This window comes from Streptomyces sp. NPDC052236, assembly GCF_044548015.1.
GTDB lineage: Bacteria > Actinomycetota > Actinomycetes > Streptomycetales > Streptomycetaceae > Streptomyces.
Window position 1 is genome coordinate 96481 of record NZ_JBIUBL010000009.1, and the last position, 24803, is coordinate 121283.

Annotated in this window: 23 protein-coding genes; 17 read left to right on the forward strand and 6 right to left on the reverse strand. The window is 71.0% G+C overall.

Going from position 1 to position 24803, the window contains the following annotated elements:
* Positions 1–20: 20 nt before the first annotated feature.
* Entirely contained in the window at positions 21–1442 is a 1422-nt protein-coding gene (locus ACIHCQ_RS17220; protein ID WP_399662733.1) for a cytochrome P450, read from the forward strand.
* A 101-nt stretch (positions 1443–1543) separates the two neighbouring features.
* On the opposite strand, the gene ACIHCQ_RS17225 is transcribed toward ACIHCQ_RS17220, so the two are convergent.
* Positions 1544–1915 carry a MarR family winged helix-turn-helix transcriptional regulator gene (locus ACIHCQ_RS17225; RefSeq protein WP_399663074.1) on the reverse strand — a complete coding sequence of 124 codons (372 nt, stop codon included), beginning with the start codon at positions 1913–1915 and terminating at the stop codon, positions 1544–1546.
* Between the two features lie 315 nt (positions 1916–2230).
* Between ACIHCQ_RS17225 and ACIHCQ_RS17230 the strand changes: the two genes are divergently transcribed.
* Both ACIHCQ_RS17230 and ACIHCQ_RS17235 read left to right on the forward strand, forming a co-directional pair.
* Positions 2231–3691 carry an aldehyde dehydrogenase family protein gene (locus tag ACIHCQ_RS17230; protein WP_399662735.1) on the forward strand — a complete coding sequence of 487 codons (1461 nt, stop codon included), beginning with the start codon at positions 2231–2233 and terminating at the stop codon, positions 3689–3691.
* Between the two features lie 159 nt (positions 3692–3850).
* The gene (locus ACIHCQ_RS17235; protein WP_399662737.1) at positions 3851–4954 is read left to right on the forward strand and encodes an NAD(P)-dependent alcohol dehydrogenase; all 1104 of its coding nucleotides are present in this window, start codon (positions 3851–3853) and stop codon (positions 4952–4954) included.
* A gap of 22 nt (positions 4955–4976) precedes the next feature.
* Here the strand turns inward: ACIHCQ_RS17235 and ACIHCQ_RS17240 are convergent, their stop codons facing one another.
* Positions 4977–5753, reverse strand: coding sequence for an IclR family transcriptional regulator (locus tag ACIHCQ_RS17240; RefSeq protein WP_399662739.1), 777 nt, complete (start codon positions 5751–5753; stop codon positions 4977–4979).
* 3 nt (positions 5754–5756) lie between these two features.
* Positions 5757–6188: a MarR family winged helix-turn-helix transcriptional regulator gene (locus ACIHCQ_RS17245; RefSeq protein WP_399663076.1), complete on the reverse strand. Its 432-nt coding sequence runs from the start codon at positions 6186–6188 to the stop codon at positions 5757–5759.
* A gap of 185 nt (positions 6189–6373) precedes the next feature.
* On the opposite strand from ACIHCQ_RS17245, the gene ACIHCQ_RS17250 reads away from it, so the two are divergent.
* The 4 genes from ACIHCQ_RS17250 to ACIHCQ_RS17265 are packed head-to-tail and all read left to right on the forward strand — an operon-like array spanning position 6374 to position 10294.
* Complete coding sequence (locus ACIHCQ_RS17250) at positions 6374–7297, forward strand: SDR family NAD(P)-dependent oxidoreductase (protein ID WP_399662741.1); 924 nt, start codon at positions 6374–6376, stop codon at positions 7295–7297.
* A 59-nt stretch (positions 7298–7356) separates the two neighbouring features.
* The gene (locus ACIHCQ_RS17255; protein WP_399663078.1) at positions 7357–8235 is read left to right on the forward strand and encodes an amidohydrolase family protein; all 879 of its coding nucleotides are present in this window, start codon (positions 7357–7359) and stop codon (positions 8233–8235) included.
* A 48-nt stretch (positions 8236–8283) separates the two neighbouring features.
* Entirely contained in the window at positions 8284–9798 is a 1515-nt protein-coding gene (locus tag ACIHCQ_RS17260) for a long-chain fatty acid--CoA ligase (RefSeq protein ID WP_399662743.1), read from the forward strand.
* A gap of 40 nt (positions 9799–9838) precedes the next feature.
* On the forward strand, positions 9839–10294 hold the full coding sequence (locus ACIHCQ_RS17265; protein ID WP_399662745.1) for a MaoC family dehydratase: 456 nt from the start codon (positions 9839–9841) through the stop codon (positions 10292–10294).
* Positions 10295–10299: 5 nt separating this feature from the next.
* Here the strand turns inward: ACIHCQ_RS17265 and ACIHCQ_RS17270 are convergent, their stop codons facing one another.
* A complete protein-coding gene (locus ACIHCQ_RS17270) occupies positions 10300–11961 on the reverse strand; it encodes an IclR family transcriptional regulator C-terminal domain-containing protein (protein WP_399662747.1) in 1662 nt (553 codons plus the stop codon).
* A gap of 153 nt (positions 11962–12114) precedes the next feature.
* Between ACIHCQ_RS17270 and ACIHCQ_RS17275 the strand changes: the two genes are divergently transcribed.
* From ACIHCQ_RS17275 to ACIHCQ_RS17310, 8 genes are all read left to right on the forward strand, one after another.
* The gene (locus ACIHCQ_RS17275; RefSeq protein WP_399662749.1) at positions 12115–12936 is read left to right on the forward strand and encodes a CoA transferase subunit A; all 822 of its coding nucleotides are present in this window, start codon (positions 12115–12117) and stop codon (positions 12934–12936) included.
* Entirely contained in the window at positions 12933–13715 is a 783-nt protein-coding gene (locus ACIHCQ_RS17280; protein ID WP_399662751.1) for a CoA-transferase subunit beta, read from the forward strand. Before ACIHCQ_RS17275 ends, ACIHCQ_RS17280 begins: the two co-directional genes overlap by 4 nt.
* On the forward strand, positions 13712–14953 hold the full coding sequence (locus ACIHCQ_RS17285; RefSeq protein ID WP_399662752.1) for a thiolase family protein: 1242 nt from the start codon (positions 13712–13714) through the stop codon (positions 14951–14953). Before ACIHCQ_RS17280 ends, ACIHCQ_RS17285 begins: the two co-directional genes overlap by 4 nt.
* Positions 14954–15000: 47 nt before the next feature.
* Positions 15001–15792, forward strand: coding sequence for a protocatechuate 3,4-dioxygenase subunit beta (gene pcaH / locus ACIHCQ_RS17290; RefSeq protein WP_399662754.1), 792 nt, complete (start codon positions 15001–15003; stop codon positions 15790–15792).
* Positions 15792–16385, forward strand: coding sequence for a protocatechuate 3,4-dioxygenase subunit alpha (gene pcaG / locus ACIHCQ_RS17295; protein WP_399662756.1), 594 nt, complete (start codon positions 15792–15794; stop codon positions 16383–16385). The genes pcaH and pcaG overlap by 1 nt, the downstream gene beginning before the upstream one ends.
* A complete protein-coding gene (pcaB, locus tag ACIHCQ_RS17300; RefSeq protein ID WP_399662757.1) occupies positions 16363–17772 on the forward strand; it encodes a 3-carboxy-cis,cis-muconate cycloisomerase in 1410 nt (469 codons plus the stop codon). The genes pcaG and pcaB overlap by 23 nt, the downstream gene beginning before the upstream one ends.
* A gap of 508 nt (positions 17773–18280) precedes the next feature.
* Positions 18281–19432, forward strand: coding sequence for a 3-oxoadipate enol-lactonase (pcaD, locus tag ACIHCQ_RS17305; RefSeq protein WP_399662759.1), 1152 nt, complete (start codon positions 18281–18283; stop codon positions 19430–19432).
* Positions 19429–20610, forward strand: coding sequence for a 4-hydroxybenzoate 3-monooxygenase (locus tag ACIHCQ_RS17310; RefSeq protein ID WP_399662761.1), 1182 nt, complete (start codon positions 19429–19431; stop codon positions 20608–20610). Before pcaD ends, ACIHCQ_RS17310 begins: the two co-directional genes overlap by 4 nt.
* Positions 20611–20618: 8 nt before the next feature.
* Here the strand turns inward: ACIHCQ_RS17310 and ACIHCQ_RS17315 are convergent, their stop codons facing one another.
* Positions 20619–21629 (reverse strand): YihY/virulence factor BrkB family protein, encoded by a 1011-nt coding sequence (locus ACIHCQ_RS17315; protein ID WP_399662763.1) that lies wholly within the window; start codon positions 21627–21629, stop codon positions 20619–20621.
* A 105-nt stretch (positions 21630–21734) separates the two neighbouring features.
* Between ACIHCQ_RS17315 and ACIHCQ_RS17320 the strand changes: the two genes are divergently transcribed.
* Positions 21735–22211, forward strand: coding sequence for a hypothetical protein (locus tag ACIHCQ_RS17320; RefSeq protein WP_399662765.1), 477 nt, complete (start codon positions 21735–21737; stop codon positions 22209–22211).
* A 145-nt stretch (positions 22212–22356) separates the two neighbouring features.
* Positions 22357–22662: a hypothetical protein gene (locus ACIHCQ_RS17325; protein ID WP_399662767.1), complete on the forward strand. Its 306-nt coding sequence runs from the start codon at positions 22357–22359 to the stop codon at positions 22660–22662.
* Here ACIHCQ_RS17325 and ACIHCQ_RS17330 read toward each other — a convergent pair.
* Positions 22613–24625 carry a GTP-binding protein gene (locus tag ACIHCQ_RS17330; protein ID WP_399662769.1) on the reverse strand — a complete coding sequence of 671 codons (2013 nt, stop codon included), beginning with the start codon at positions 24623–24625 and terminating at the stop codon, positions 22613–22615. The genes ACIHCQ_RS17325 and ACIHCQ_RS17330 overlap by 50 nt on opposite strands.
* Positions 24626–24803: the final 178 nt, after the last annotated feature.

Genomic DNA, 24803 nt, shown 5'->3' on the forward strand with positions numbered 1-24803 from the left:
TGCTCCCTCTCGGAGGCCTCGTGACCACCCCGTACTCAGACCCGACCGGCACCTCGTCCACCGCCGTTCCGCCTCCGCAGTGCCCCGCGCACGTGCGTGGCCCGGCCGGACTGCGGCGGATGTACGGGCCGGGGGCCGACGCGCCGTATGAGTTGTACGCACAGCTGCGCCAGGAGCACGGTGCGGTGGCGCCGGTGCTGCTCCCCGGCGACGTGCCCGCCTGGCTGGTTCTCGGGCACCGGGAAAACCTTCAGGTGATGCGGTCTTCTGGGCAGTTCTCCTGCGACTCCCGCAGATGGAACGTCACCCTGGAGGCGGACTCCCCGCTGCACCCGATCACCCAGTGGCAACCGCTGCTCGTTTTCGCCGACGGCGAGGAGCACGCGCGACTGCGGTCCGCGGTGACCGACAGCCTGGGACGCTTCAACCGTCACGGAATTCGCCGCTATGTTGGCCGCTACACGCGGCAGCTGATCGATGGCTTCCCGAAGACGGGCAAGGTCGACCTGGTGGCCGAGTTCGCGGAGAAGCTGCCGATCCTGGTCCTGGCGCGGCAGTTCGGCGTTTCCGAGGACGACGCGCTTCCTCTCGGCGCGGCCGTGCGCGACATGGTCAAGGGCACCGAGACAGCGCTGAAGAGCAACGAGTTCGTCGTCGGCATCATGTCGGAGCTGGTGAAGCGCAAGAAGGAGGAGCCAGGCGAGGACTTTGCCAGCTGGCTGCTGCGGCACGAGGCGAACCTCACCGACGACGAGGTCATGGAGCACCTGCGGCACGCGATCGTGGCCGCGAACGAGAACACCACGAACCTGATCGCCAACACGCTGCGGATGCTGCTGACCGACGGTCGCTTCCGGGCGAGACTGTCTGGCGGCTCGATGACCCTGGAGGAGGCGCTGGACCAGGCGATGTGGGACGCTCCCCCCCTTGCCTTGGGGGCCTGCCGGTGGGCGACCGGCGATACCCTGCTCGGCAACCAGCAGATCAAGGTCGGCGACATCGTGCTCCTGGGGCTGGCCGCCGGCAACGTCGACCCGGAAATCCGGCCCGACCTCAGCACGCCGGTGCACGGCAACCGCTCGCACCTGGCCTTCAGCAACGGGCCCCACGAATGCCCGGGTCAGGACATTGGACGGGCCATCGCGGACACGGGCATCGACACTCTCCTGGGCAAACTGCCCGACATGCGGCTCGCCGTACCGGAAGACGAGCTGCTGGTGACCGCCTCCCTCATCTCCCACCGGCTGAACAACCTGCCCGCGCAGTTCACGCCCCGGCAGTCCCGGGACAACGAGAGCGATGCCGCCACCGCCGGGCGTACGGCTCCTGTGGGACAGGCCCTGCCGGCGGCCGTCCCGACGGCTGAACCTGCGGCTGCGCCGACTGTCGTGACCGCCCGCAGGCCTTGGTGGCGCAGGCTCTTGGCGCGGCGCTCGCGCTAACACCCGGCAAAGGGCCCAGGCCAGGCTGGTCCGGGCCCCTCTGTCCATGGGGCTGTTCACCTGCGGCAGCGCTCAGGAGGCGGAAGCCCTGGCGGGAGGGGTCAGTGCGCGGGACGGTCGGACAGCGCGGCCCGGCAGCGGTTGAGATAGTCCTCCAGATCGTGCCTCTCCTGCTTCCGCAGGCCTCCCAGCATCCGCTCCTCCAGCGCGCCCACCGCCTCGTCGTACGCGGCGAGCAGCTCGCGCCCGGTGTCGGTGAGGCTGATCAGCAGCACGCGCCGGTTGCCCGGGTCGCGGCGGCGGGTGATCAGGCCGCGCCGCTCCAGACCGGTGACCATGTCGGCCATGGACTGCGCGGTGACGAAGGAGTTACGGGCGAGCTGGGCGGAGCTGAGGCCGTCCCGGCGGCGCAGCACCGTCAGGGCGGTGTACTGCAGGGCGGTGATGCCGGCGGGCTTGAGCAGCTCGTCCATGTGCGACCGCGCCGCGAGTTCGACCTGCTTGATGGCGTAGAGCAGGGAAGGACGCGGTCCTTCGCCGGGTCCGGCCGGTCCGCTACCGCTACCGCTACCGGTGCTCGCTGGGTACGTGTCCGTCACGTGGGCCCCGCCGCCTCTCGCTGTCGTCGCCCTCGCGGGCTCCTTCGATGTTCAGGGTTCCTGATTATCCCCGACCTCTTGCCTTCCATGCCGCGAGGGCGTAATCATCAGGAAACCTGTTGGTCGCAGTGGCGCGGCCGACCTCAGCGCGGTGCGGACGGCGACCGTACCGGGAAGGCGAGCGGAGCCATGAGTGTGAGTCGGCCGCATATCGAACCGGGCAGGCTTTTCATCGACGGCGAGTGGCGCGAGGCGGACGCGAAGGGCCGCCGGGACATCCTGGATCCCTCCACGGGCAAAGTGATCACCACGGTCGCCGAGGCCGACGCCATCGATGTCGACGCCGCGGTCACCGCCGCCCGCAAGGCGTTCGACACGGGACCGTGGGCATCAACCCCGGGTCGCGAGCGGGCCCGCGTCCTGCACCGCGTCGCCGACCTCATCCGGCAGCGGGCGGACGAGATCGTCGCGGTCGAGAGCGTGAACGTCGGCAAGCCGGTGTCCCTGTGCCGCGCGGTCGACGTGGCCACCGCCGCCGAGGAGTACGAGTACTACTCGGCGATGGCGCAGAGCGTCGACGGCTCGTCCCGCCGACTCCCGTTCCCCGCGCACGCCTACACCACGCGCGACCCGCTGGGGGTGATCGGCGCGATCACCCCCTTCAACTTCCCGCTCGTCCTGAGTAGTTCGAAGATCGCCCCGGCGCTGGCCGCCGGGAACACGGTCGTCCACAAGCCCGCCGAGGAGACCCCGCTCAGCGCGCTGCTGATGGCGGAGATACTGGCCGAAGCCGGGGTGCCGGACGGTGTGGTCAACGTCGTCACCGGCGGCGGCGCGGTGGTCGGCGAGGCCCTGCTGCGCCACCCCGGAGTCGACAAGATCGCCTTCACCGGCTCCACGCGGATCGGCCGCCACGCCGCGAGCCTGGCGGGCGAGGCGCTCAAGCCCGTCACGATGGAGCTGGGCGGCAACGCCGCGCAGATTGTCTTCGAGGACGCCGATGTGGAGAAGGCCATCGGTTCGGCCATCAAGGGCTTCGTCTTCAACACCGGCCAGTTCTGCATGGGCGGCCCGCGGCTGCTGGTGCACAGCTCGCTCTACGAAACCGTCCTGGGGATCCTGGCCGAAGCCGTCGCGGGGGTGCCCGTCGGCGACCCGTTCGACCCGGCCACCGTCGTCGGCCCGATGGCGGGCGCGCGCCACCTGGCGAAGGTCGAGGAGTACGTACGTATCGCCAGGGCGGAGGGCGGCCGGGTCGTCGTGGGCGGCGAGCGCCTCGAACTCAACGGCGGCAACTACTACAGGCCGACCGTCATCGCCGACCTCTCCAACGACTCCCGCGCGGTGCAGGAGGAGATCTTCGGCCCGGTCCTGACCGTGCAGCCCTTCGACACCGAGGACGAGGCCGTCGCGCTCGCCAACAGCACGCCGTACGGGCTGGCCTCGGGCCTCCAGACCAGGGACCTCGCCCGTGCGCACCGGGTCGCGGCGCGGCTCCAGGCGGGCATCGTGTGGGTCAACGACTGGGCGATGCTCGACCCCGCGATGCCCTTCGGCGGGGTCAAGCAGTCCGGCTACGGGCGCGAGTACGGGCCCGAGGCGCTGGAGTCGTACACCAAGGTCAAGTCCGTCATCATCTCCCTCGCCTGACCGGCGCGGGCTTGCCTGCGGCGGGCTTGAGCTGCCGGCCGTCGGCAACTCAAGCCCTGCGGACCCGTAGCCCGTCAGCCCGAAACACCCAAGCACCTGCTGCATCCGCTGCATCGCCTGCATCCGTCGCACCCGTTGCATCCGTACAAGGAGCCTCCCGTGAACACCACCGCTGCCGCTGTCGTTGAATCCGCGGGCGCCGGATTCACTCTGACCGAGATCGAGCTCGCCGAGCCCCGCGCCGACGAGGTACTCGTCCGTATGGTCGCCGCCGGGGTCTGCCACACCGATCTGGGCGTCGCCGCGGGCGCGCTGCCCTTCCCGCTCCCCGGGGTGCTCGGCCACGAGGGCGCGGGCGTCGTGGAGGCGGTCGGCTCCTCGGTCACCCGGGTCCGCCCCGGCGACCAGGTGCTGCTGTCCTTCACCTCCTGCGGCAGATGCGCCAACTGCCGGGACGGCCACCCCGCGTACTGCGACGTATGGCTGCCGCTCAATCTGCTCGGCGGCGCGCGGGCCGACGGCTCGCCCACCGTCAGCCGGGACGGCGAGAGCCTCGGCGGCCACTTCTTCGGCCAGTCCTCGTTCGCGCGGCACGCCCTGGTGGACGAGCGGAGCCTGGTCAAGGTTCCGGCTGATGCGCCGCTGGAGCTGCTCGCGCCGCTCGGCTGCGGGGTGCAGACCGGCGCCGGAGCGGTGTGGAACGTGCTGAAGCCGCGCCCCGGGGCGAGCATCGTCGTCACCGGCGCGGGCGCCGTCGGCCTGTCCGCGATCATGGCTGCCCGGCTCACCCCGGCGACCCGCATCATCGCCGTGGACCGGGTGCCCGCCCGGCTGGAGCTCGCGCGTGAACTCGGCGCGACCCACACCATCGACACCACAACCGCCGACTTCGCCGAGGCGGTCGTCGAGCTCACCGGCGGCAAGGGGGCGGACGGAGTGGTCGAGACAACCGGCAACACCGGGGTCGCGGGCGCCGCCGTCTCCACGCTTGCCGCCCGCGGCACCGCCGTACTGGTGGGGGCTCCGGCGTTCGGGTCCACCGTTCCGGTGGACGTCAACTTCATGCTGCCGGGGCGCACGGTTGTGGGCCTGACGCTGGGCGACAGCGAGACCGAGGCGCTCATCCCGGTCCTGGTGGACCTGGTGACGTCGGGCCGCATGCCCGTGGAACGGCTGGTGCGGCACTACAAGTTCGAGGAGATCCAGAGCGCGGTCGCCGACGTCGTCTCCGGCGAGACGATCAAGCCCGTTCTGCGATTCTGACGCCGTGTACGCCGTGTACGGCTCAGGGCGGACCGGTTCGGACGCTCGGCTGCCAGCCCAGCGCCCGGGAGATGCCGCGCGCCGCGACCCGTACGGCGGGTATCAGCGCCGGTGTCCGGTCATCCCCGGCGTGGACGACCACCGACACGGCGGCGACCACGTCCCCGCGCGGACCCCGCACCGGCGCGGCCACCGACAGCGCGTCCTCGGTGATCTGCCGCTCGCTCACCGCGCACCCCGAACGGCGCACCTCCGCCAGGATCCGGCGCAGCCGCGCCGGATCGGTGACGGTGTACGGGGTGAAGGCGGTGAGCGGATGCGCGCAGACCTGCTCCTGCACGGCGGCGGCGCCGTGGGCCAGCAGCACCAGGCCGACACCCGTCGCGTGCAGCGGCCAGCGCGCGCCCACCTCGCTGCGTACGCGTACCGCCAGACGCCCGGAGATCCGCTCGATATAGACCACCTCAAGCCCGTCGCGCACCGCGAGATGGACGTTCTCATGGGTGGTCTCGTACAGATCCTCCAGGAACGGCATCGCCGCCTGCCGCAGTGCGACGCCGCGCGGCGCCAGCGCCGCGACCTCCCACAGCCGCAGGCCGATGTGGTAGCTGCCCGACTCGTCGCGCTCCAGAGCGCCCCACCGGGTGAGCGTGCCCACCAGCCGGTGGGCGGTGGCCAGCGGCAGTTCGGCCCGGCGGCTGATCTCGCTCAGCGACAGCGCCGGATTACGCAGGTCGAAGGCGGCCAGGACGTCCAGCAGCCGGTCGGCGGCGGACCTCGGAACCTCGCTCGCGGGCACGGCTCAGCCCCGGTCCTGGTCCCGGTCGGAGACCCGCAGCAGCAGCGCGTGCAGGGTCTCGCGGTCCTTGGCGTCCAGCGGGCCGAGCAGGTCGTCGGTGACCCGGCGGCTCCCCTTGTCGGTGTCGCGCAGCGCGTCCCGGCCCTTGTCGGTCAGGACGACGACGCGGCTGCGACGGTCGCCGGGGGAGGGGCGGCGAACAACGAAGCCGAGGGTCTGGAGGTCGTCCACGAGGCTCACAATGGCGCTCGGGTCGTAGCCAAGACGCTCGCTCAGCTCGCGCTGGAGGGCTCCTTCCACGGTCACCAGGTAGCGCAGCAGCGCATAGTGACGCAGCCGCAGCCCGTACTCCTCCAGCATGGAATTGAACAGCTGTCCCGACCGCAGGCCCAGGCGGTAGAGGAGATAGCCGGTGTCGGCGTGCAGTGCGCGCATCCAGGGCGCGTCCGTCTCGGTGTCAGTGATCTTCTGCTCCTGGGTCGGGCCCGTACCGGGGGCGTCATGCGTGTGTGAACCAGCATGCCGCTTTCCGGAGTTCAGGACAACTATTGACGTCAACAATGATTGGTCATAGCTTCTATTTCGTCAGCTCCTCTCAGCGATCGAAGGGACACAGAGCTGTGTCGAACGCCTCCACAGACCTGACAGGCAAGGTCGCCGTCGTCACCGGCAGCGGCCGTGGCCTCGGCCTCGCCTACGCCACCGCGCTCGCCAAGGCAGGCGCCTCGGTCGTCGTCAACGACCTGGACGAGGCCATCGCCGAACAGGCCGCGAAGTCGATCACCGAGGCGGGCGGCAAGGCCGTCGCCGAGGCGGTCGCCGTCGGTACGAGCGAGGCCGCCGAGCGCCTGGTCGCCCGCGCGGTCTCCGAGTTCGGGCGGCTCGACACCGTGGTCACCAACGCGGGCATCCTCCGCGACAAGGTGCTGTGGAAGATGACCGACGACGATTTCGACGCCGTCATCACCACCCACCTCAAGGGCACGTTCACCCTCGCCCGCGCCGCCGCCGTACAGCTGCGCGAGCAGGGCGAGGGCGGCAGTCTGATCCTCGTCGGCTCTCCGGCCGGCCAGCGCGGCAACTTCGGCCAGACCAACTACGCCGCCGCCAAGGCCGGTATCGCCGCCTTCGTCCGTACGTGGTCGATGGAGCTGGCCCGGGCGGGCATCACCGTCAACGCGATCATCCCGGTCGCCGCCACCGCCATGACCGAGACCATCCCCGCCTTCGCGCCGTACATCACGGCGAACCGCGCCGGTGCGCCGCTGCCGGACTTCCTGCGCAAGGGGGAAGGCTTCGGGACCGCCGACGACTGCGCCGCCCTGGTCCCCTTCCTCGCCTCCGCCGCCGCCCGGGACGTCACCGGGCAGTGCATCGGCATCGGCGGCGACAAGCTGGCCCTGTGGTCGCACCCGCAGGAGGCCAGGGTCGCGTACGCCGACGGCGGCTGGACGCCGGAGACCATCGCCGCCGTCTGGCACTCCTCGGTCGGCAGCGAGCCCGAGTCCGTCGGCATCCCGGCGCCCCGGATCCCGGAGGCATGAGCAGCGTGTCCCCCACGAATGTGTCCCCCACGAATGTGTCCGCCATGAACCGGTCCACGATGAATGTGGCTGACCTGGTCGCCATCGACGTACACACCCACGCCGAGGTCTCGTCCAAGGGGCACTCCTCCCTGGACGACGACCTGCACGACGCCTCCAGCGCGTACTTCAAGGTCGAGGGCAAGCGGAAGCCGACGCTGGAGGAGACCGCCGCCTACTACCGCGAGCGCAGGATGGCCGCCGTCATCTTCACCGTCGACGCGGAGTCGGCCACCGGCACCGAGCCCGTCCCGAACGAAGAGGTCGCCGAGGCCGCGGCCGCCAACGCGGATGTGCTGATCCCCTTCGCCTCCATCGATCCCTTCCGGGGCCGGGCGGGAGTGAAGCAGGCCCGGCGGCTGGTCGAGGAGTACGGGGTCAAGGGCTTCAAGTTCCACCCCAGCATCCAGGGCTTCTTCCCCAATGACCGGTCCGTCGCCTACGAGCTGTACGAGGTGATCGAGGAGGCCGGCGCCATCGCCCTCTTCCACACCGGCCAGACCGGCATCGGCGCGGGCCTCCCGGGCGGCGGCGGCATCCGCCTGAAGTACTCCAACCCGCTCCACATCGACGATGTCGCCGCCGACTTCCCGCATCTGAAGATCATCCTGGCGCATCCGTCCTTCCCCTGGCAGGACGAGGCGCTGGCAGTGGCCACCCACAAGCCGGGCGTCCACATCGACCTGTCCGGCTGGTCGCCGAAGTACTTCCCGCCGCAGCTGGTGCAGTACGCCAACACGCTGCTGAAGGACAAGGTCCTCTTCGGCTCCGACTATCCCGTGCTGACCCCCGACCGGTGGCTCGCCGACTTCGACAAACTGGACATCAAGGACGAAGTGCGTCCGAAGATTCTCAAGGAGAACGCGGCCCGGCTGCTCGGGCTCACCCCCCACTCGTAGACGCCAACCCAACCCGTCGACAGTCAACACTCGTGAAGGGGCGCGACGATGCGCAACGAGGGACTGGGATCATGGCCCGCGCGGCGGGCCCGTAAGACCCCACACCGCACTGCCCTCATCCACCGGGACACGGTGGTCAGCTATGCCGCGCTGCACGAGCGCACCACCCGGCTCGCCCACGCCCTGCGCGCGGCCGGTGTCCGGCGCGGCGACCGCGTCGCCTATCTGGGCGCCAACCATCCGTCCTACCTGGAGACGCTGTTCGCCGCCGGAGTGCTGGGCGCCGTCTTCGTACCGCTCAACACCCGGCTGGCCGGACCCGAGATCGCCCACCAGCTGACGGACTCCGGGGCGAGGGCCCTGGTCCACGCCCCCTCGCACAGCGTCCTGGTGGAGGGGCTGCGCGGCGAGACCGACGTACGGATCCGGATCGTCGTCGGCCCCGACTACGAGAAGCTGCTCGCCGAGGCGTGCGCCGACGCCTCCGCCGAGGTGATCGACGAGCCGGTCGGCCTCGATGACATCTGCATGATCATGTACACCTCCGGGACGACCGGGCGCCCCAAGGGGGCGATGCTCACCCATGGCAACCTCAGCTGGAACGCCGTGAATGTCCTGATCGACCATGACTTCATCGCCGACGAGGTGGCGCTGGTCTCCGCCCCCCTCTTCCACACCGCCGGGCTGAACATGCTGACGCTGCCGGTGCTGCTCAAGGGCGGCCGCTGTGTTCTGGTGGAGGCGTTCGACCCCGGTGAAACCCTCGGGCTGGTCGAGAGCCACCGGGTCACCTTTATGTTCGGGGTGCCCGCGATGTTCGACCAGATCGCCTGCCACCCGCGCTGGGCCGGGGCGGATCTGTCGTCCCTGCGCATGCTCTCCTGCGGGGGCTCGCCGGTGCCGACCTCGCTCATCGCCACGTATCAGAACCGCGGTCTCACCTTTATGCAGGGGTACGGGATGACGGAGGCGGCGCCCGGCGTGCTGTTCCTGGACGCCGAGCACGCGGTCAGCAAGGCGGGATCGGCCGGTGTGCCGCACTTCTTCAGCGACGTACGAGTGGTGCGGCCCGATCTGACCCCGGCCGGGGTGGGGGAGACCGGCGAGATCCTGGTGCGCGGGCCGCATGTCATGGCGGGGTACTGGGGGCTGCCCCACGAGACCGAAGCTGTGTTCGCCGACGGCTGGTTGCGTACGGGGGACGCGGCCCGGGTCGACAAGGACGGCTATGTCACGATCGTCGACCGGCTCAAGGACATGATCATCTCGGGCGGCGAGAACATCTATCCCGCCGAGGTGGAGGATGCTCTGCTCGGCCATCCCTCGATCGTGGAGTGCGCGGTCATCGGGGTGCCCGACCGCAAGTGGGGCGAGGTCGGGCGCGCGGTGGTGGTGGCCCGCGAGGGTGCGCGGATCGACCCGGACGAGGTGCTGGCCTCGCTGGCCGGACGGCTGGCCAAGTACAAGATCCCCAAGTCCCTGGTCGTGGTGGACGCCCTGCCGCGTACGGCCTCCGGAAAGCTCCTCAAGACGCGGGTCCGCAGCCGGTACGGCTCGGCCTGACCACCCCCCCACACACACACCTACGAACCTGGAGAACTTCATGGGCATCACCGTCAACGGCCTGGACGAGCTGAAGAAGCTCGCGGACACCGACCTCGGCACCAGCGACTGGATCGAGATCACCCAGGAGCGCATCAACACCTTCGCGGACGCCACCGGCGACCACCAGTGGATCCATGTGGATGTGGAGAAGGCCAAGGAAGGCCCCTTCGGCGGCCCCATCGCCCATGGCTATCTGACGCTGTCCCTCTTCATCCCCCTGTTCACCGAGCTGCTGGACGTCGAGGGCGTCACCACCAAGGTCAACTACGGCCTGAACAAGGTCCGTTTCCCCTCCCCGGTGAAGGCCGGTTCCCGCGTCCGGCTCGTGGCGCGGCTGGCCGAGGTGGCCGAGGTGCCCGGAGGCGTGCAGATCACCGTCGACGGCATGATCGAGACCGAGGGCGGCACCAAGCCGGCGTGCGTCCTGCAGAGCGTTTCCCGCTTCTACGCGTAGCGCTCTCAGGCCAGGGGCACCCGGACGTAACGGGCGGCCACCTGCAGCTCGTTCTCGATCTTCCTGGCCGCCTCCCGCAGCGGCGGCAGCGTCTCGGCGCGCGCCTCGTCGGCGGAGCGGCGGCTCGCGTGCATCGAGACGTTGACCGCGGCGACGACCCGTCCGGCACGGTCGTGGACCGGCACGGCGATCGACCGCAGGCCCTCCTCCAGCTCCTCGTCGATGAGCGAGTAGCCCTCCCGGGCCACCTGGTCCAGGATGCCGGCCAGACGGTCGGGGGAGGTGACCGTGTGCCCGGTGAGCGGCTTGAGCTCGGCGCGCGACAGGCGCTCGGCGCGCTCCGGGGCCGGCAGCCCTGCCAGAAGGACGCGGCCCATGGAGGTCGCGTACGCCGGGAAGCGTGTGCCCACGGTGATGTTGACGCTCATGATGCGCACCGTGGGGACCCGGGCCACGTACTGGATGTCGTCCTGGCTGCCGTCCGCCGTGAGCACCGCCATCGACGCCGAGTCGTGCACCCGCTTCACCACCTCGACGAGGTGCGGCTCGGCGATCTGGGGGAGGGTGAGCCCGGACAGATGGGCGAACCCGAGCTCCAGGACGCGCGGGGTGAGCCGGAAGAGCCTGCCCTCCGAGGCCACGTACTCCAGGTGCTCCAGCGTGATCAGGGACCGCCGGACGGTCGCCCGGGCCAGACCGGTGGCCTCGGCGACGGCGGTGAGCGGCAACTCCGCGCGTCCCTCACCGAAGGCCGTCAGGACGGTGAGTCCGCGGGCGAGCGACTCCACGAACTCCGGCCCGAGCTCCTGCTTGGAGGCGCGCGTCCAGGACGCGGGCGATGCGGCGGCGGGCGCGGGAGAGGCCGGCGGCACATCGGCGGCCGGTGCAGCGGCGGCCAGCGCCTGCTCCATGCCGGTGACCGCCTTGCGCAGCCGGGGCAGGACGGCCTGCCGCAGCGACTCGGCGCTGTGCCTGCTGGTGTGGCTGACGACGCTGACCGCGCACACCTGCCGCCCCCGCTCGTCTCGTACGGGCATGGCGATGGCGACGAGACCGGGCTCGATGAGCTGGTCGTCCAGCGCCCAGCCCTGCTTGCGCGCGGTCGCGGTGCGCCGCTCGAACGCCACTGGATCTGCGTTTCGGCGGAGCCGCCAGCGCTCCCAGTCGTCCTCCGTCCAGTCGGCGGCGAACAGCGGGCCCGGCGCGCCGCGCTCCGCGGGCAGTACGTCGCCGATCCGGAAGGTGAGGGACATGGCGCGGCGCCGGGTCGCCTGGTGGACGAAGCGCAGCCCGTCCCGGTCCGGCACCGCGATGGAAACCGACTCGTCAAGGCTGTCGGCGAGTCCGTCCGCCAGGGGCCCCAGGGCGTCCGGCAGGCGGCAGGCCGCCAGATAGGCGTTGCCGAGTTCCATCAGGCGGGGGGTGAGCACGGCGTAGCGGCCGTCGACGCGCAGATAGCCGGTGCGGGCGAGTGTGGAGACCACCCGGTCCACCGTGGAGCGGGCCAACCCCGTGGCCCGTACGAGCTCGCCCAGGGGCCGCCGCCCGTCGGCCGCGGCCAGCTCGCGCAGTACGGCGAGGCCCCGGACCAGCGGGCCCACGCACTCGGTGGGCGGCGCGGTGGGCGGCGAGGTGGGCGGGGTAGTGGTCGCGGCGTGGGATGTCATGGGCACTCCAGCGTGGCGAAATCTCGTCGCAACCGTACTGGCTCGCAACGTTGACAGAGGCGATGGCCTGGGATCAGACTCGGGCTATTCGTATTATGAACTAAAGTTCACCAGGCGAACAGTGGTGAGTGGCGAGTGCTAAGGACGGGACCCGTGGCCGACATCCGGACTCTGCAGGAGGCGGTGGCGGAGCTGATCCATGACGGCGACACTGTCGCCATGGAGGGCTTCACCCACCTGATCCCGTTCGCGGCGGCACACGAAGTGATCCGCCAGGGGATCACCGACCTGACGTTGGTACGGATGACGCCCGACGTCATCTACGACCAGCTGATCGGCGCGGGACTGGTCAAGCGGCTCGTCTTCTCCTGGGGCGGCAACCCCGGCGTCGGCTCCCTGCACCGCTTCCGCGACGCCGTCGAGAACGGCTGGCCGCGCCCCCTGGAGATCGAGGAGCACAGCCACGCGGGCATGGCCAACCGCTATGTCGCCGGCGCGTCCGGCCTGCCCTTCGCCGTGCTGCGCGGCTACCGCGGCACCGGCCTGGTCGAGCGCACCGCCACGGTCGCCATGGTGACCTGCCCCTTCACCGGCGAGGAACTCGCGGCCGTCGCCGCCCTCAACCCGGATGTCACGGTCATCCACGCCCAGCAGGCCGACCGCGCCGGAAACGTACAGCTGTGGGGCCTGCCCGGCGTCCAGAAGGAAGCCGCGCTGGCCGCCGCGCGGGTGCTGGTCACCGTGGAGGAGCTCGTCGACGAGCTGGAACCGAAGCCGGGCGCGGTGTTCCTGCCGGCCTGGGCGGTCACGGCGGTCGCCGAGGTCCCGGGCGGTGCCCACCCGTCGTACGCCGCCGGGTACACCGTCCGCGACAACGACTTCTACCGCGCCTGGGACCCCATAGCGCGGGACCGCGACGTCTTCACTTCCTGGATCAAGGAACACGTGCTGGAGACCGAAGGAGCCGCCCGATGAGCCTCTCGGCCACCGCGACCTGGACCACCGACGAGCTGATGGAGGTCAACGCCGCCCGCGCCCTCGCCGGAGCCAGGACCTGCTTCGTCGGCATCGGCCTGCCCTCCACCGCGGCCAACCTCGCCCGCGCCACCGTCAACCCCGGCCTCGTCCTCATCTACGAGTCCGGCACCATCGGCTCCAAGCCCACCCGGCTCCCGCTGTCCATCGGCGACGGCGAACTCGCCGAGACCGCCGACGCCGTGATCTCCGTCCCCGAGATGTTCAGCTACTGGCTCCAGGCCGGCCGGATCGACGTCGGCTTCCTCGGCGCCGCCCAGCTCGACCGGTACGCCAACATCAACACCACGGTCATCGACCGTGGCCCCGACCGCCCCGAGGGCCGACTCCCCGGCGCCGGAGGAGCCCCCGAGATCGCCGCCAACTGCGGCGAAGTACTCATCGTGCTCCGCCACTCCCCGCGCAACTTCGTCGGCAAGCTGGACTTCGTCACCTCCGTCGGCCACGGCAGCGGTCCCGGCGACCGGCGCGGACTCGGCCTGCGCGGCAAGGGACCCACCGCCGTCATCACCGACCTCGGCATCCTGCGGCCCGACCCGGCCACCGCCGAACTGTTCCTGACAGAACTCCACCCCGGCGCCAGTGTCGAGCAGGTGCGGGCGGCGACCGGCTGGGAGCTGAAGACCGCCGACGCCATCGGCGTCACCGCCGAGCCCACCGCCGCCGAACTGACCGCGCTGCGCGCCCTCAAGGCCGCCGGAAAGGCCGTATCGAAATGAGTGACCGGAAGAACCGGAACAACCGGAGTGACCGCCTCAAGGACGTCTATATCGTCGACGCCGTCCGCACCCCGGTCGGCAAGTACGGCGGCGCGCTGTCCGGGGTCCGCCCCGACGACCTCGCGGCCCATGTCGTACGGTCCCTCCTCGGCCGTACGCCCGGCCTCGACCCGGCCCGTATCGGCGACGTCTTCTTCGGCAACGCCAACGGCGCGGGCGAGGACAACCGCAATGTCGCGCGGATGGCGGTGCTGCTGGCCGGTCTTCCCGTCACCGTGCCCGGCGTGAGCGTCAACCGGCTGTGCGCCTCCGGCCTCGAAGCCGTCATCCAGGCGGCCAGGTCGATCGCGGTCGGCGACCTTTCCATCGCCCTCGCCGGCGGCGTCGAGTCGATGTCCCGCGCGCCGTGGGTCCTGCCCAAGCCCGAAGGGGCCTTCCCGGTGGGACACCAGGAGCTGTACTCGACCACCCTCGGCTGGCGCATGGTCAACCCGAAGATGGAGCCGCAGTGGACGGTTCCCCTCGGTGAGAGCGCGGAGCTGATCGCGGAGAAGCACTCCATCACCCGCGAGCAGCAGGACGCCTACGCGCTGGCCAGCCACGAGAAGGCCTCGCGCGCCTGGAAGGACGGTCTGTACGACACGGAGGTCGTGCCCGTCGAAATCCCGCAGCGCAAGGGCGAACCGGTGCTCTTCGCGCGCGACGAATGCGTACGCGACAACGCCTCACTGGAGGCGCTGGCCAAGCTGAAGCCCTCCTTCCGTACGGAACACGGCACCGTCACCGCGGGCACCGCGTCCCCGCTCAACGACGGCGCGGCGGCGCTGCTGCTCACGGACGAGGAGGGCCTGAAGGCCACCGGCCGCGAGCCCCTCGCCCGGATCCGGGCCTCCGCCGTCACCGCCATCGAGCCGCACTACTTCGGACTCGGCCCGGTCGAGGCGGTCAACCGCGCCCTCGCCAGAGCCGGAGCGGACTTCGGGGACCTCACCACCCTTGAGCTCAACGAGGCGTTCGCCGCCCAGGTCCTCGGCTGCGTGGCCGAATGGCCCGACCTCGACCCCGCGATCCTCAACCCGCGCGGCGGCGCCATCGCGATCGGCCACCCCCTCGGCGCGTCCGGCGCCCGTATCGCCGGAGCCGTCGCCCACCAGCTCGCCGCCGCGGGCTCCGGCACCGGCGTCGCCGCGCTCTGCATCGGCGTGGGCCAGGGGCTGGCCCTGGTACTGGAGCGATGATGCGTCCCCAAGGAGAGTCAGTGAAGCCCAGTCAGGAACAACCCGTCATGACATCTGTCGCGGAACCGCTGACCCAGGAGCACATCAGCCAGGAGATCGCGGAGGCACGCGAGGCGTACGCCAAGCGCGTCGCCGACGGCGCGCCCGTCGAACACCACCCGAGCCGCGGCTACGCCCCGTACCGCAGCAGCACCCTGCGCCACCCGAAGCGGCCCCTCGTCGCCGTGCGCGACGCCCTGCACGACCCCGAGGCCGTCGAGCTGACCGGCCCCGCCTTCGGCGTCACCGACGTCACCGCGCTCGACCACGACCTGACCCGCCAGCACCAGGGCGAGCCCCTCGGTGAGCGCATCAAGATCACCGGCCGGGTCGTGGACCGCGCCGGGCACCCGGTGCGCGGCCAGCTCGTCGAGGTCTGGCAGGCCAACGCCTCGGGCCGCTACGCCCACCAGCGCGACGACCACCCGGCACCGCTCGACCCCAACTTCACCGGTGTCGGCCGCTGCCTGACGGATGACGAGGGCAGGTACGAATTCGTCACCGTCAAACCCGGCGCGTACCCCTGGCGCAACCACCTCAACGCGTGGCGGCCCGCGCACATCCACTTCTCGCTCTTCGGGACGGCGTTCACGCAGCGGCTCGTCACACAGATGTACTTCCCCGGCGACCCGCTCTTCGCGTACGACCCCATCCTGCAGTCCGTGACCGACGACGCCGCGCGCGGCCGTCTTGTCGCGGCGTACGACCACGACCTGTCCACCCCCGAATGGTCGCTCGGCTACCGCTGGGACATCGTCCTCGACGGCCCGGCCGCCACCTGGATCGAAGAGGGCCGCTGATGTCCGCACTGCCTCTTCCCCTGCCTACGCCTTCGCAGACGGTCGGCCCTTTCTACGGCTACGCCCTGCCCTTCCCGGGCGGCGGAGACGTGGCCCCCGCCGGGCACCCCGACACCGTCACCGTGCACGGCCATGTCTACGACGGCGCGGGCCTGCCGGTCCCCGACGCGCTGCTGGAGTTCTGGCAGACAGCCCCCGACGGCTCACGCCCCCGTGCGTCCGGGTCACTGCGCCGCGACCCCGTCACCGGCGGCTACCTCGGCCGCAACGGCGTGGACTTCACCGGCTTCGGCCGGGTCGCCACCGACGCGGACGGCCACTATGCGCTGCGTACGCTGGCGCCCGGCGGCGCGCCGTACCTGGCGGTCATCGTTTTCGCCCGCGGCCTGATGCGCCATCTGCACACCCGGGCGTACCTGAACCACCCGACCGAGGCGACGGACGACCCGCTGCTCGCCTCGCTGGAGCCGGAGCGCCGGGCCACGCTGCTCGCCGCCGCCGAGGGCGAGAGGACCCACCGCTTCGACATCCGTCTGCAGTACGACGGTACGCACGAGGAGACGGTCTTCCTTGACTTCGACGCATCCCACTGAGGACGGCGGTCTGCTCGCGCCGGGCTGGGCCGGATCGGCGGCGGAGCGCGCGACGGGCGACACCGCGTACGTACGGGCCATGCTCGACGCCGAGGCGGCGCTGACCCGGGCCCAGGCCACGCTGGGGCTCGCCCCGGCGCGGGCCGCGGTCACGGTCACCGAGGCGGCGTCCGACCCGGCGCGCTACGACGCCCGCGACCTGGCGCTGCGCGCCCGCTCCGGCGGCAACCCGGTCATCCCGCTGGTCGCCGACCTCACCGCGGCCGTCGCCGAGCGGGACCCGGACGCGGCTCAGTACGTCCACCGGGGCGCGACCAGCCAGGACATCCTCGACACGGCCACGATGCTGGTCGCCCGGCGGACCCTGGAGCCGGTCGTCGCCGATCTGGACCGTACGGCACAGGCCCTGGCACGCCTCGCGGCCGAGCACCGCGACACCCCCATGCCCGGCCGCACCCTCACCCAGCACGCCGTCCCCACCACCTTCGGCCTCAAGGCCGCGGGCTGGCGTGCCCTGGCGCTCGACGCCCGCGACCGCCTCGCCGCGGCCCGCTCGGCGCTGCCCGCGCAACTGGGCGGCGCGGCGGGCACCCTGGCGGCCTTCCACGCCTTCGCCGAAGCCGAAGGCTCCTCGGCCGTGCCGCCCGATCTGGGCCTGCGGCTGATCGCCGCGTACGCCGCCGAGACCGGTCTCGCCGAGCCCGCGCTGCCCTGGCACACGCTGCGTACGCCGGTCGCCGACCTCGGCGGGGCGCTGGCGTTCGCCGCCGGGGCGCTCGGCAAGATCGCGGCCGATGTGCTGGTGCTGTGCCGTACGGAGACGGGCGAGGTCGCCGAGGGCAGCGGCGGCGGCTCCTCCGCGATGCCGCACAAGGCGAACCCCGTACGCTCGACCCTCATCACCGCCGCGACCCGGCAGGTACCCGCGCTGGCCTCGGTCCTGTACGGCTGCCTCGCGGCCGAGGACGAGCGCCCGGCGGGCGCCTGGCACGCGGAGTGGCAGCCCCTGCGCCAGGCCCTCCGCCTGACCGGCGGCGCGGCCCGCGACGCCGCGGAACTGACCGAGGGCCTGCGGGTCCGCCCGCACCGTATGCGGGAGAACCTCGCAGCGACGGACGGGCTGATCGTCACCGAACGCCTCGCGGCGGCCCTCACCGCCCTGATCGGCCGCACCGAAGCGAGGCAGTTGCTGGAGCGAGCGACGGCCGGCGCGGCCGAAGAGGGCGCCGAACTCGAAGCCCTGCTCCAGGAGGACCCGGCGCTTGCGGGTCTCCTGCCGAAGGAGCGGCTGCGCGAACTGACCGACCCGGCGGCCTACTTGGGCTCGGCGGGCGCACTGGTGGACCGCGCGCTGCGGGCCCCCGGCAGCGGGGGGACGGCTTCATGACCGGGTGTGATCGCCCCCGGGGCCAGCGAGAGGCTCGCTTGACGGTGGCACCGTCGGCGCTGCCGGTGCCCGGCCCCGCGGCGCGCGCGGGTGGTTGCGTCTTTGCTCGCGGGTGCAAGCTCGCGGCACGCTGCCTGGCGGTGGCATGTTCGGGACCGCTGGTCTCCGCCGTGGCGGTGGGTCCGGGTACGTCGGGGTGGCGAGGCCCGGCCCTTGGCGTCGGCGCCACGCGGGGCGCGGGATCGCGTGCGGCCCGCCGTATGACGGTGACATCTGTGGCGCTGCCGGTGCCCGGCCTCGGTGCCTTGCCGGGTGCGGGAACCGCAGCGCGTACTCGCGGTTGCGCGTCCGGCCGCGAGGGCCCGCGAGAGGCCCGCCCAGCGGTGGCACCGTCAGTGCCCCGACCCGGCGACTGGCCGGGCGCGGGAACGGCCCCGCCGCCAATCTCCCCCGCAGCCTCGCCGTACCACCCGCCCGGCCCACTCGTCCTGCTCGTCGAGGAGATCCCATGACCCCCCCTGGCGCCGCCCCCCGGCTGCCGCACCACCGTGAGGACGGGGCGGGTTCCGCGCCGCCGCTCATTCTCGGGCCGTCCCTCGGCACCTCGCTCGCCGTGTGGGAGCCCCAGGTCCCCGGTCTCGCCCAGAGCCACCGCGTGATCCGCTGGGACCTGCCAGGCCATGGCGGTTCGCCCGCCGGCCTGCCGGTCAGCAGCGTCGGTGACCTCGGGCGGCTCGTGCTCGCACTCGCCGACGCGCTCGGCGTCGACCGCTTCGCGTACGCCGGGATCTCCCTCGGCGGAGCCGTCGGCGCCTGGCTCGCCGTCCACCACCCCGAGCGGGTCGAGTCGCTCGCCCTCGTCTGCTCATCGGCCCGCTTCGGCGACGAGCAGAGCTGGCACGAGCGCGCGGCGCTCGTCCGGGCCAAGGGCACCGACCCCGTCGCCGACACCGCCGCCACCCGCTGGTTCACCCCGGCATTCGCCGACGACCCGACCGCCCACGCCCTGGTGGCCGACGCACGGGCCGCCGACCCGGAGGCGTACGCCGCCTGCTGCGACGCCCTGGCCGCCTTCGATCTGCGCGGCGAGCTGCCGCGTATCACCGCGCCCACCCTCGTCGTCGCGGGCCGCCTCGATCCGGCCGTTCCGCTCACCCGGGCTCGCGAGCTCGCCGACTCCATCCCCGGCGCGAGCCTGACGGAGGTCGCCCACGCCGCCCACCTGGCGAGCGTCGAACGCCCGGCGCCCGTCCTGGCCGCACTCCTCGCCCACCTGGACGGTCTCCACCCGCCCGCGCGATCCGCCGGGATGGCCGTACGCCGCGCCGTACTCGGTGACGCGCATGTCGACCGCGCCATCGCCACAACCACCCCCTTCACCGCCGTCTTCCAGGACTTCATCACCCGCTACGCATGGGGCGAGATCTGGACCCGGCCCGGCCTGAGCCGCAAGACCCGCAGCTGCATCACCCTCACTGCCCTCGTGGCCCACGGGCACCACGATGAGCTGGCCATGCACGTCCGCGCCGCGCTGCGCAACGGACTCACCTCCGACGAGATCCAGGAAGTACTTCTCCAGTCGGCGATCTACTGCGGCGTCCCCGCCGCAAACGCCGCGTTCGCCATCGCCAACCGCATCCTCGAAGAAGAGACCTCATGACGACGCACACCACCGTGGGCATCATCGGCGGCGGCCCCGCCGGCCTGCTGCTCGCCCGCCTGCTGCACAACTCCGGCGTCGACTGCGTCGTCCTGGAGAGCCACGACCGCGCGTACGTCGAACAGCGCCAGCGCGCGGGCATCCTCGAACAGAGCACGGTCGACGTGCTCCGCGCCGCCGGCGCGGGCGAGCGGCTCGACCGCGAAGGCCTGGCCCACGACGGCATCGAGCTGCGCTTCGACCGTCGCGCCCACCGCATCGACTTCCCCAGCCTGACCGGCGGGCGCCGCGTCTGGGTCTACGCGCAGACCGAGGTCGTCAAGGACCTCATAGCCCTCCAGCTCAAGGACGGCCCGCCGCTGCACTTCGGCGCCCAGGTGCACGCCGTCGAGGGCGCCGACAGCGACCGGCCCCTCGTCCGTTACACCCACGAAGCCCGCGAACAGGTGCTGACCTGCGACTACGTCGTAGGCTGCGACGGGTTCCACGGCGTCGCCCGCAGTGCGGTGCCGGACAGCGTGATCCGTACGTACGAACGGATCTACCCCTACTCCTGGCTCGGCATCCTGGCCGACGTACCGCCCTCCTGCGACGAGCTGATCTACGCACACTCCCCGCGCGGCTTCGCCCTGCACAGCATGCGCTCCCCCTCCGTCAGCCGCCTCTACCTCCAGGTCCCGAACGGCGAGGACCCCGCCGACTGGCCGGACGAGCGCATCTGGGACGAGCTGGACGCGCGATTCGCGGTCGACGGCGACTGGACGCTGGCGCGCGGCCCGATCACCGCCAAGTCGGTGCTGCCGATGCGGAGCTCCGTCACCGAGCCCATGCGGTACGGACGGGTCCTGCTGGCGGGCGACGCCGCGCATATCGTACCGCCGACCGGGGCCAAGGGCCTCAACCTCGCGGCTTCCGATGTCACCGTGCTCGCGCAGGCATTCGCGCACCTGAAGGAGACGGGCTCCGCAGAGCTGCTCGACTCCTACTCCGACACCTGCCTGCGCAGGGTGTGGCGGGCCGAGCACTTCTCGTACTTCATGACGACCACGCTGCACACCGACCCGGCGCAGAGCCCCTTCGACACCCGGCTCCAGCTCTCCCAGCTCGACCGCATCGCGAACTCCCCACACGCCGCCGCCGAACTCGCCGAGAACTACGCGGGACTGCGCATCGGCTGACCGGACGGTCAGCCGGACCCGGGGCCGCCCAGGTCCCTGCGTTGCTCATCGCTCCATTTACGGGTGTCCCGCGGCTCGACATAGGGCTCCCGCCCCTCGGGGTGGCCACGCATCATGGCCTGCTCCCGAGACAATTCCGCGTCGAATTCCAGGCCGAGCAGCATCGCCAGATTCGTGATCCACAACCACACCAGGAAGATGATGACGCCCGCCAGCGTCCCGTAAGTCTTGTTGTAGGAGGCGAAATTCGCCACGTACACCGCGAACCCCGCCGACGCGGCCAGCCAGATCAGCAGAGCCAGGAAACTCCCCGGAGTGACCCATGCGAAACCGCGGCCCCGCGCATTGGGGGAGGCCCAGTAGAGGACGGCGATCACGATGGTGACGAGGAGGACCAGGACGGGCCACTTGGCGATCGACCAGACCGTCAGCGCGGTGTCGCCGATGCCCAGGGCCGTGCCGACGTGCTCGGCGAGACCGCCGGTGAACACCACGATCAGCGCGCTGACGCAGGCCAGGACCATCAGCAGCACCGTCACGCCCAGCCGAAGGGGAGTGAGCTTCCATGCGGGCCGGCCTTCCGGAATGTCATAGACGGCATTGGAGCTCCGCATGAAGGCCGCCACATAGCCGGACGCCGACCACAGCGCCCCCAGCAGGCCCACGACCGCGAGCACAGAGCCGGTGCCGCCCCCGCCCGCCCGGAGCTGCTCGACCGCATCGGAGATGATCTGCCGCGCCGAGCCGGGGGCGAGCTGCTGGAGGTTGTCCAGAACGCTCCGCGTCGCCGATTCACCGGCGATCCCGAGTACGGAGACAAGCACCAGCAGTGCGGGGAACAGGGCGAGCACGCTGTAGTACGTCAGGGCCGCCGCGCGGTCCGCGAGCTCGTCGTCCTTGAATTCCGCGACCGTACGGCGCAGCACGGCCCACCACGACCTCCGGGGCAATTCCGTCGGCCTCGCGGGCCCTGAGGGTGGCTCGTGCTCCTGGGATTTACGATCCTTTAGGCTCCCCATACTGCTCCGGGTAACCGCGAATCCGCCCGTGAATCCGGGCTTGGCGCATTGTCCAGTGGTGTCCTGGCCGGCGGCCCGCCTCGTTGACCCGGCAAGATGGGCGACATGGTCCACGACGGGAACACAGGATTCACGCTGCCACGGGGTGCGACGGGTTTCTTCCTGGCGAAGGACGGCCCGCTTCCGGAGACTGACCTGCGGGGGTTCCGCACTGCTCTGCATGCCGCTGCCCGCGTCGTCGGGGGCGAGGTCGGCGAGGTTGAGAAACAGGCCTACCCCCGGACCTTCCACACCGCATCGGTCGTCGACCGTGCGGGAGAGCACATCATCCTGTGTCACGCCCATCACCCCTGGATCGCCTTTGCCCAGGAACGCAGGGATTGGTACAGAGAGGAGTTCCTCGCCCCACCGCCCTGGTCTCACCTCTTCGCCGACGCGGGGTTGGTGGTTCTCAGCAGCGAGCTGCTTGCCACACAACTCTCTGACGTGGACACTTCTGGTCTTTCGGAGGGGGAGTGGCGCCAGGTTCGCACCTACGAGATCACCACGTTGGGCGGATTGCTCTTCAACTCATGGGACTGATGAGCACCCACGCCCGCCGACTGGGTGCAGGGGCTGGGAATGTTTATGCCGAGCCGCGGCGTCGACCAGGGCCTGGAGCTTGCACCAGATCCGCAGGAATGGTCAGGTCGGGACCGACAGCCCGTTCGCCCGTTCGGCCGGAGCCTTGGCCGACTCCAGTCTCCTGTTCGCGCTGCGCGTGCTGCTGCCGGACATCCGCATCACCACACGGCTCGACGACGGCGGCCCTGTCGCGCGGCTGCACGACGGCCGCTCGTCCTGGGCCACCATCGCCACCACCGACACCGAGGACGGCCCGGCTGCCGCCGCCCAGGGTGGTCCGCGCCGCCTGGCCGACGAGATCACCTGCCGGATTCCGCAGCACCTCACGCGCGACCGCGGGACGCTCGAACGATCAACCGCTACCCGCCCACCCGCCGTACGACGTGCAGCAGGTACTCCCTGCGGTTGAGTGGGTTGTGGTCCGACCGGGGCCGTGCCGGGATCGTGCCGCTGACCGGCTGATACCGCTCGAAGGCGCATTCCAGCATGGACTCGCCGCGCGTCAGACCCGGCAGCCGCTGCTCCAGCTCATGCACCGAAGCAGCCGGGATCTCGCCCTCCAGCAGATACGAAGAACCCCGCATCACCGGTGCGTGCGGAACCGCTCGCAGCCGCGCCAGCACGGGCAGAATCGACCCGAACGTGTCTGCTGGTACGTCGAGTTGGAAGCGGTGCATCGGCTCGTACACCGTGCTGCCCGCCTGCCGCAGCGCGCTCATCAGCACCAGCGGCGTCAGATTGCGGAAGTCCCCGGCCGTGCTCGACATGCTCTTGTCGAAGGTGCCGTGGGAGTGGCTCTGCCGCGCCCAGTAGCCGGAATGCGTCATGGTGACCGCACAGTCGGTGACCTCCCAGCCGTGGATCCCCTGTCCCAGCGCTTCCCGCACGGTTTCCTCGACCGCCTTGATGAACGAGAACGGCATTGACCCGAGTTCGACCGCCAGCCGGAATTCCACGCCGGTATGGAGCGGAGCGGGCTCGATGCGCAGCCCGACCGTCGCGAGAAAGGGATTGGGCTCCTTTCCGATGAACTCGACGGCCGCACCGGCGGCGACAGGCCGTTCGATGCAGATCGTCGTCGTCTCGCGGAATGCGACCTCGACGCCGAATTCGTCCGCCAGCGTTGCCTGGATTACCTCTTTCTGCACCTCGCCATAGAGGGAGACGGAGGTTTCCTGCCGGATTCCGTCCTGCCGCAGGTTGATCAGCGGATCCTGCTCGGCGAGTTGAGTGAGCGCGACATGCAGCGCGCCTCGGTCGGCGGGACGGGAGGGGACGACGACTGTTTCGAGTGTCGGCGGAGCGAAGTGGTGGCCCTCCTGTGGTGTGTCGGGGAGGGGCGCCGGACCGGACTCGCCGATCGTGTCGCCGATCCGGATGTCGCCGAGACCCCAGAGCTTGCCGATCTGCCCTGCGGCGACCGATCCGCACGGGACGGCTTCCGAGCCGCGGTCGAAGACGCTGACCGCGGTGACCTTCCCCTCGTCGTCCCTGCCGGACCGCAGCCGGTCCCGTACGTGTACGGCTCCCGACACCATGCGGACGTACGCGATCTTCTCCCCGGCAGGACCCCGTTCGACCTTGAAGACCGTGCCCGACACAGGGCCGTCCGCGTCGCTTTCGGCCGCGGGCAGCAGCTCCCTGATCCCCGCGGTCAACGCGTCCATGCCCGCACCGGTGATGGCCGAGCCGAAGTACACCGGATGCACCAGCGCCTGCCGGGTCTGCTCCGCGAGTACGGCCCGGAGCCGGTCGTACGAGACCGACCTCTCGTCATCGACATACGCGGCCAGCAGCGCGTCGTCATGGTCGGCGAGCAGGTTGGCCAGCCGTGCCGTGAATACGGGATCGGCCGCGCCGTACGGTGTGAAGCCGGGGTCGCGCGTGCCGATACCGCGAACCGATCCCATCGCGACGATCGCGGGCGTCAGCCTCTCCGAAATGCCCCGCAGGGTGCGTTCAGCGTCCGCGCCCGCCCGGTCGGTCTTGTTCACGAAGATGAGGGTGGGGATGCGCAGCCGGTGCAGCGTCCGCATCAGCACCCGGGTCTGCGCCTGCACCCCCTCAACGGCGGAGAGGACCAGTACGGCGCCGTCGAGCACGCTCAACACCCGCTCCACCTCGGCGATGAAGTCCGGGTGACCGGGCGTGTCGATCAGGTTGACCGTGAGGTCATCGATGGCGAAAGAGACAACGGCGGACTTGATGGTGATGCCGCGCTGTCGTTCCAGCGCCATGGAATCTGTCTGGGTGGAGCCGTCGTCGACGCTGCCGATCTCGTCGATTACTCCGGCGGCGTGGAGCAGCCGCTCCGTCAGGCTTGTCTTACCGGCGTCGACGTGCGCCAGGATTCCCAGGTTCAACGTGTGCACTGAGCGTCATGTCCCTTTGGTAGGTGGAAATTCCCTTCTGGGTGGACATGAATGCTCCGCGCATAATCGTCTCCTTGGTCGCTCGGTCGTTGTCGCACAGTGCAGCAGAGGGCCACCCGGGAGGCAACCGCTTTTTTGATCCGCGAAGCGGACGACGGGATGACCTCGCCCCCTCCTC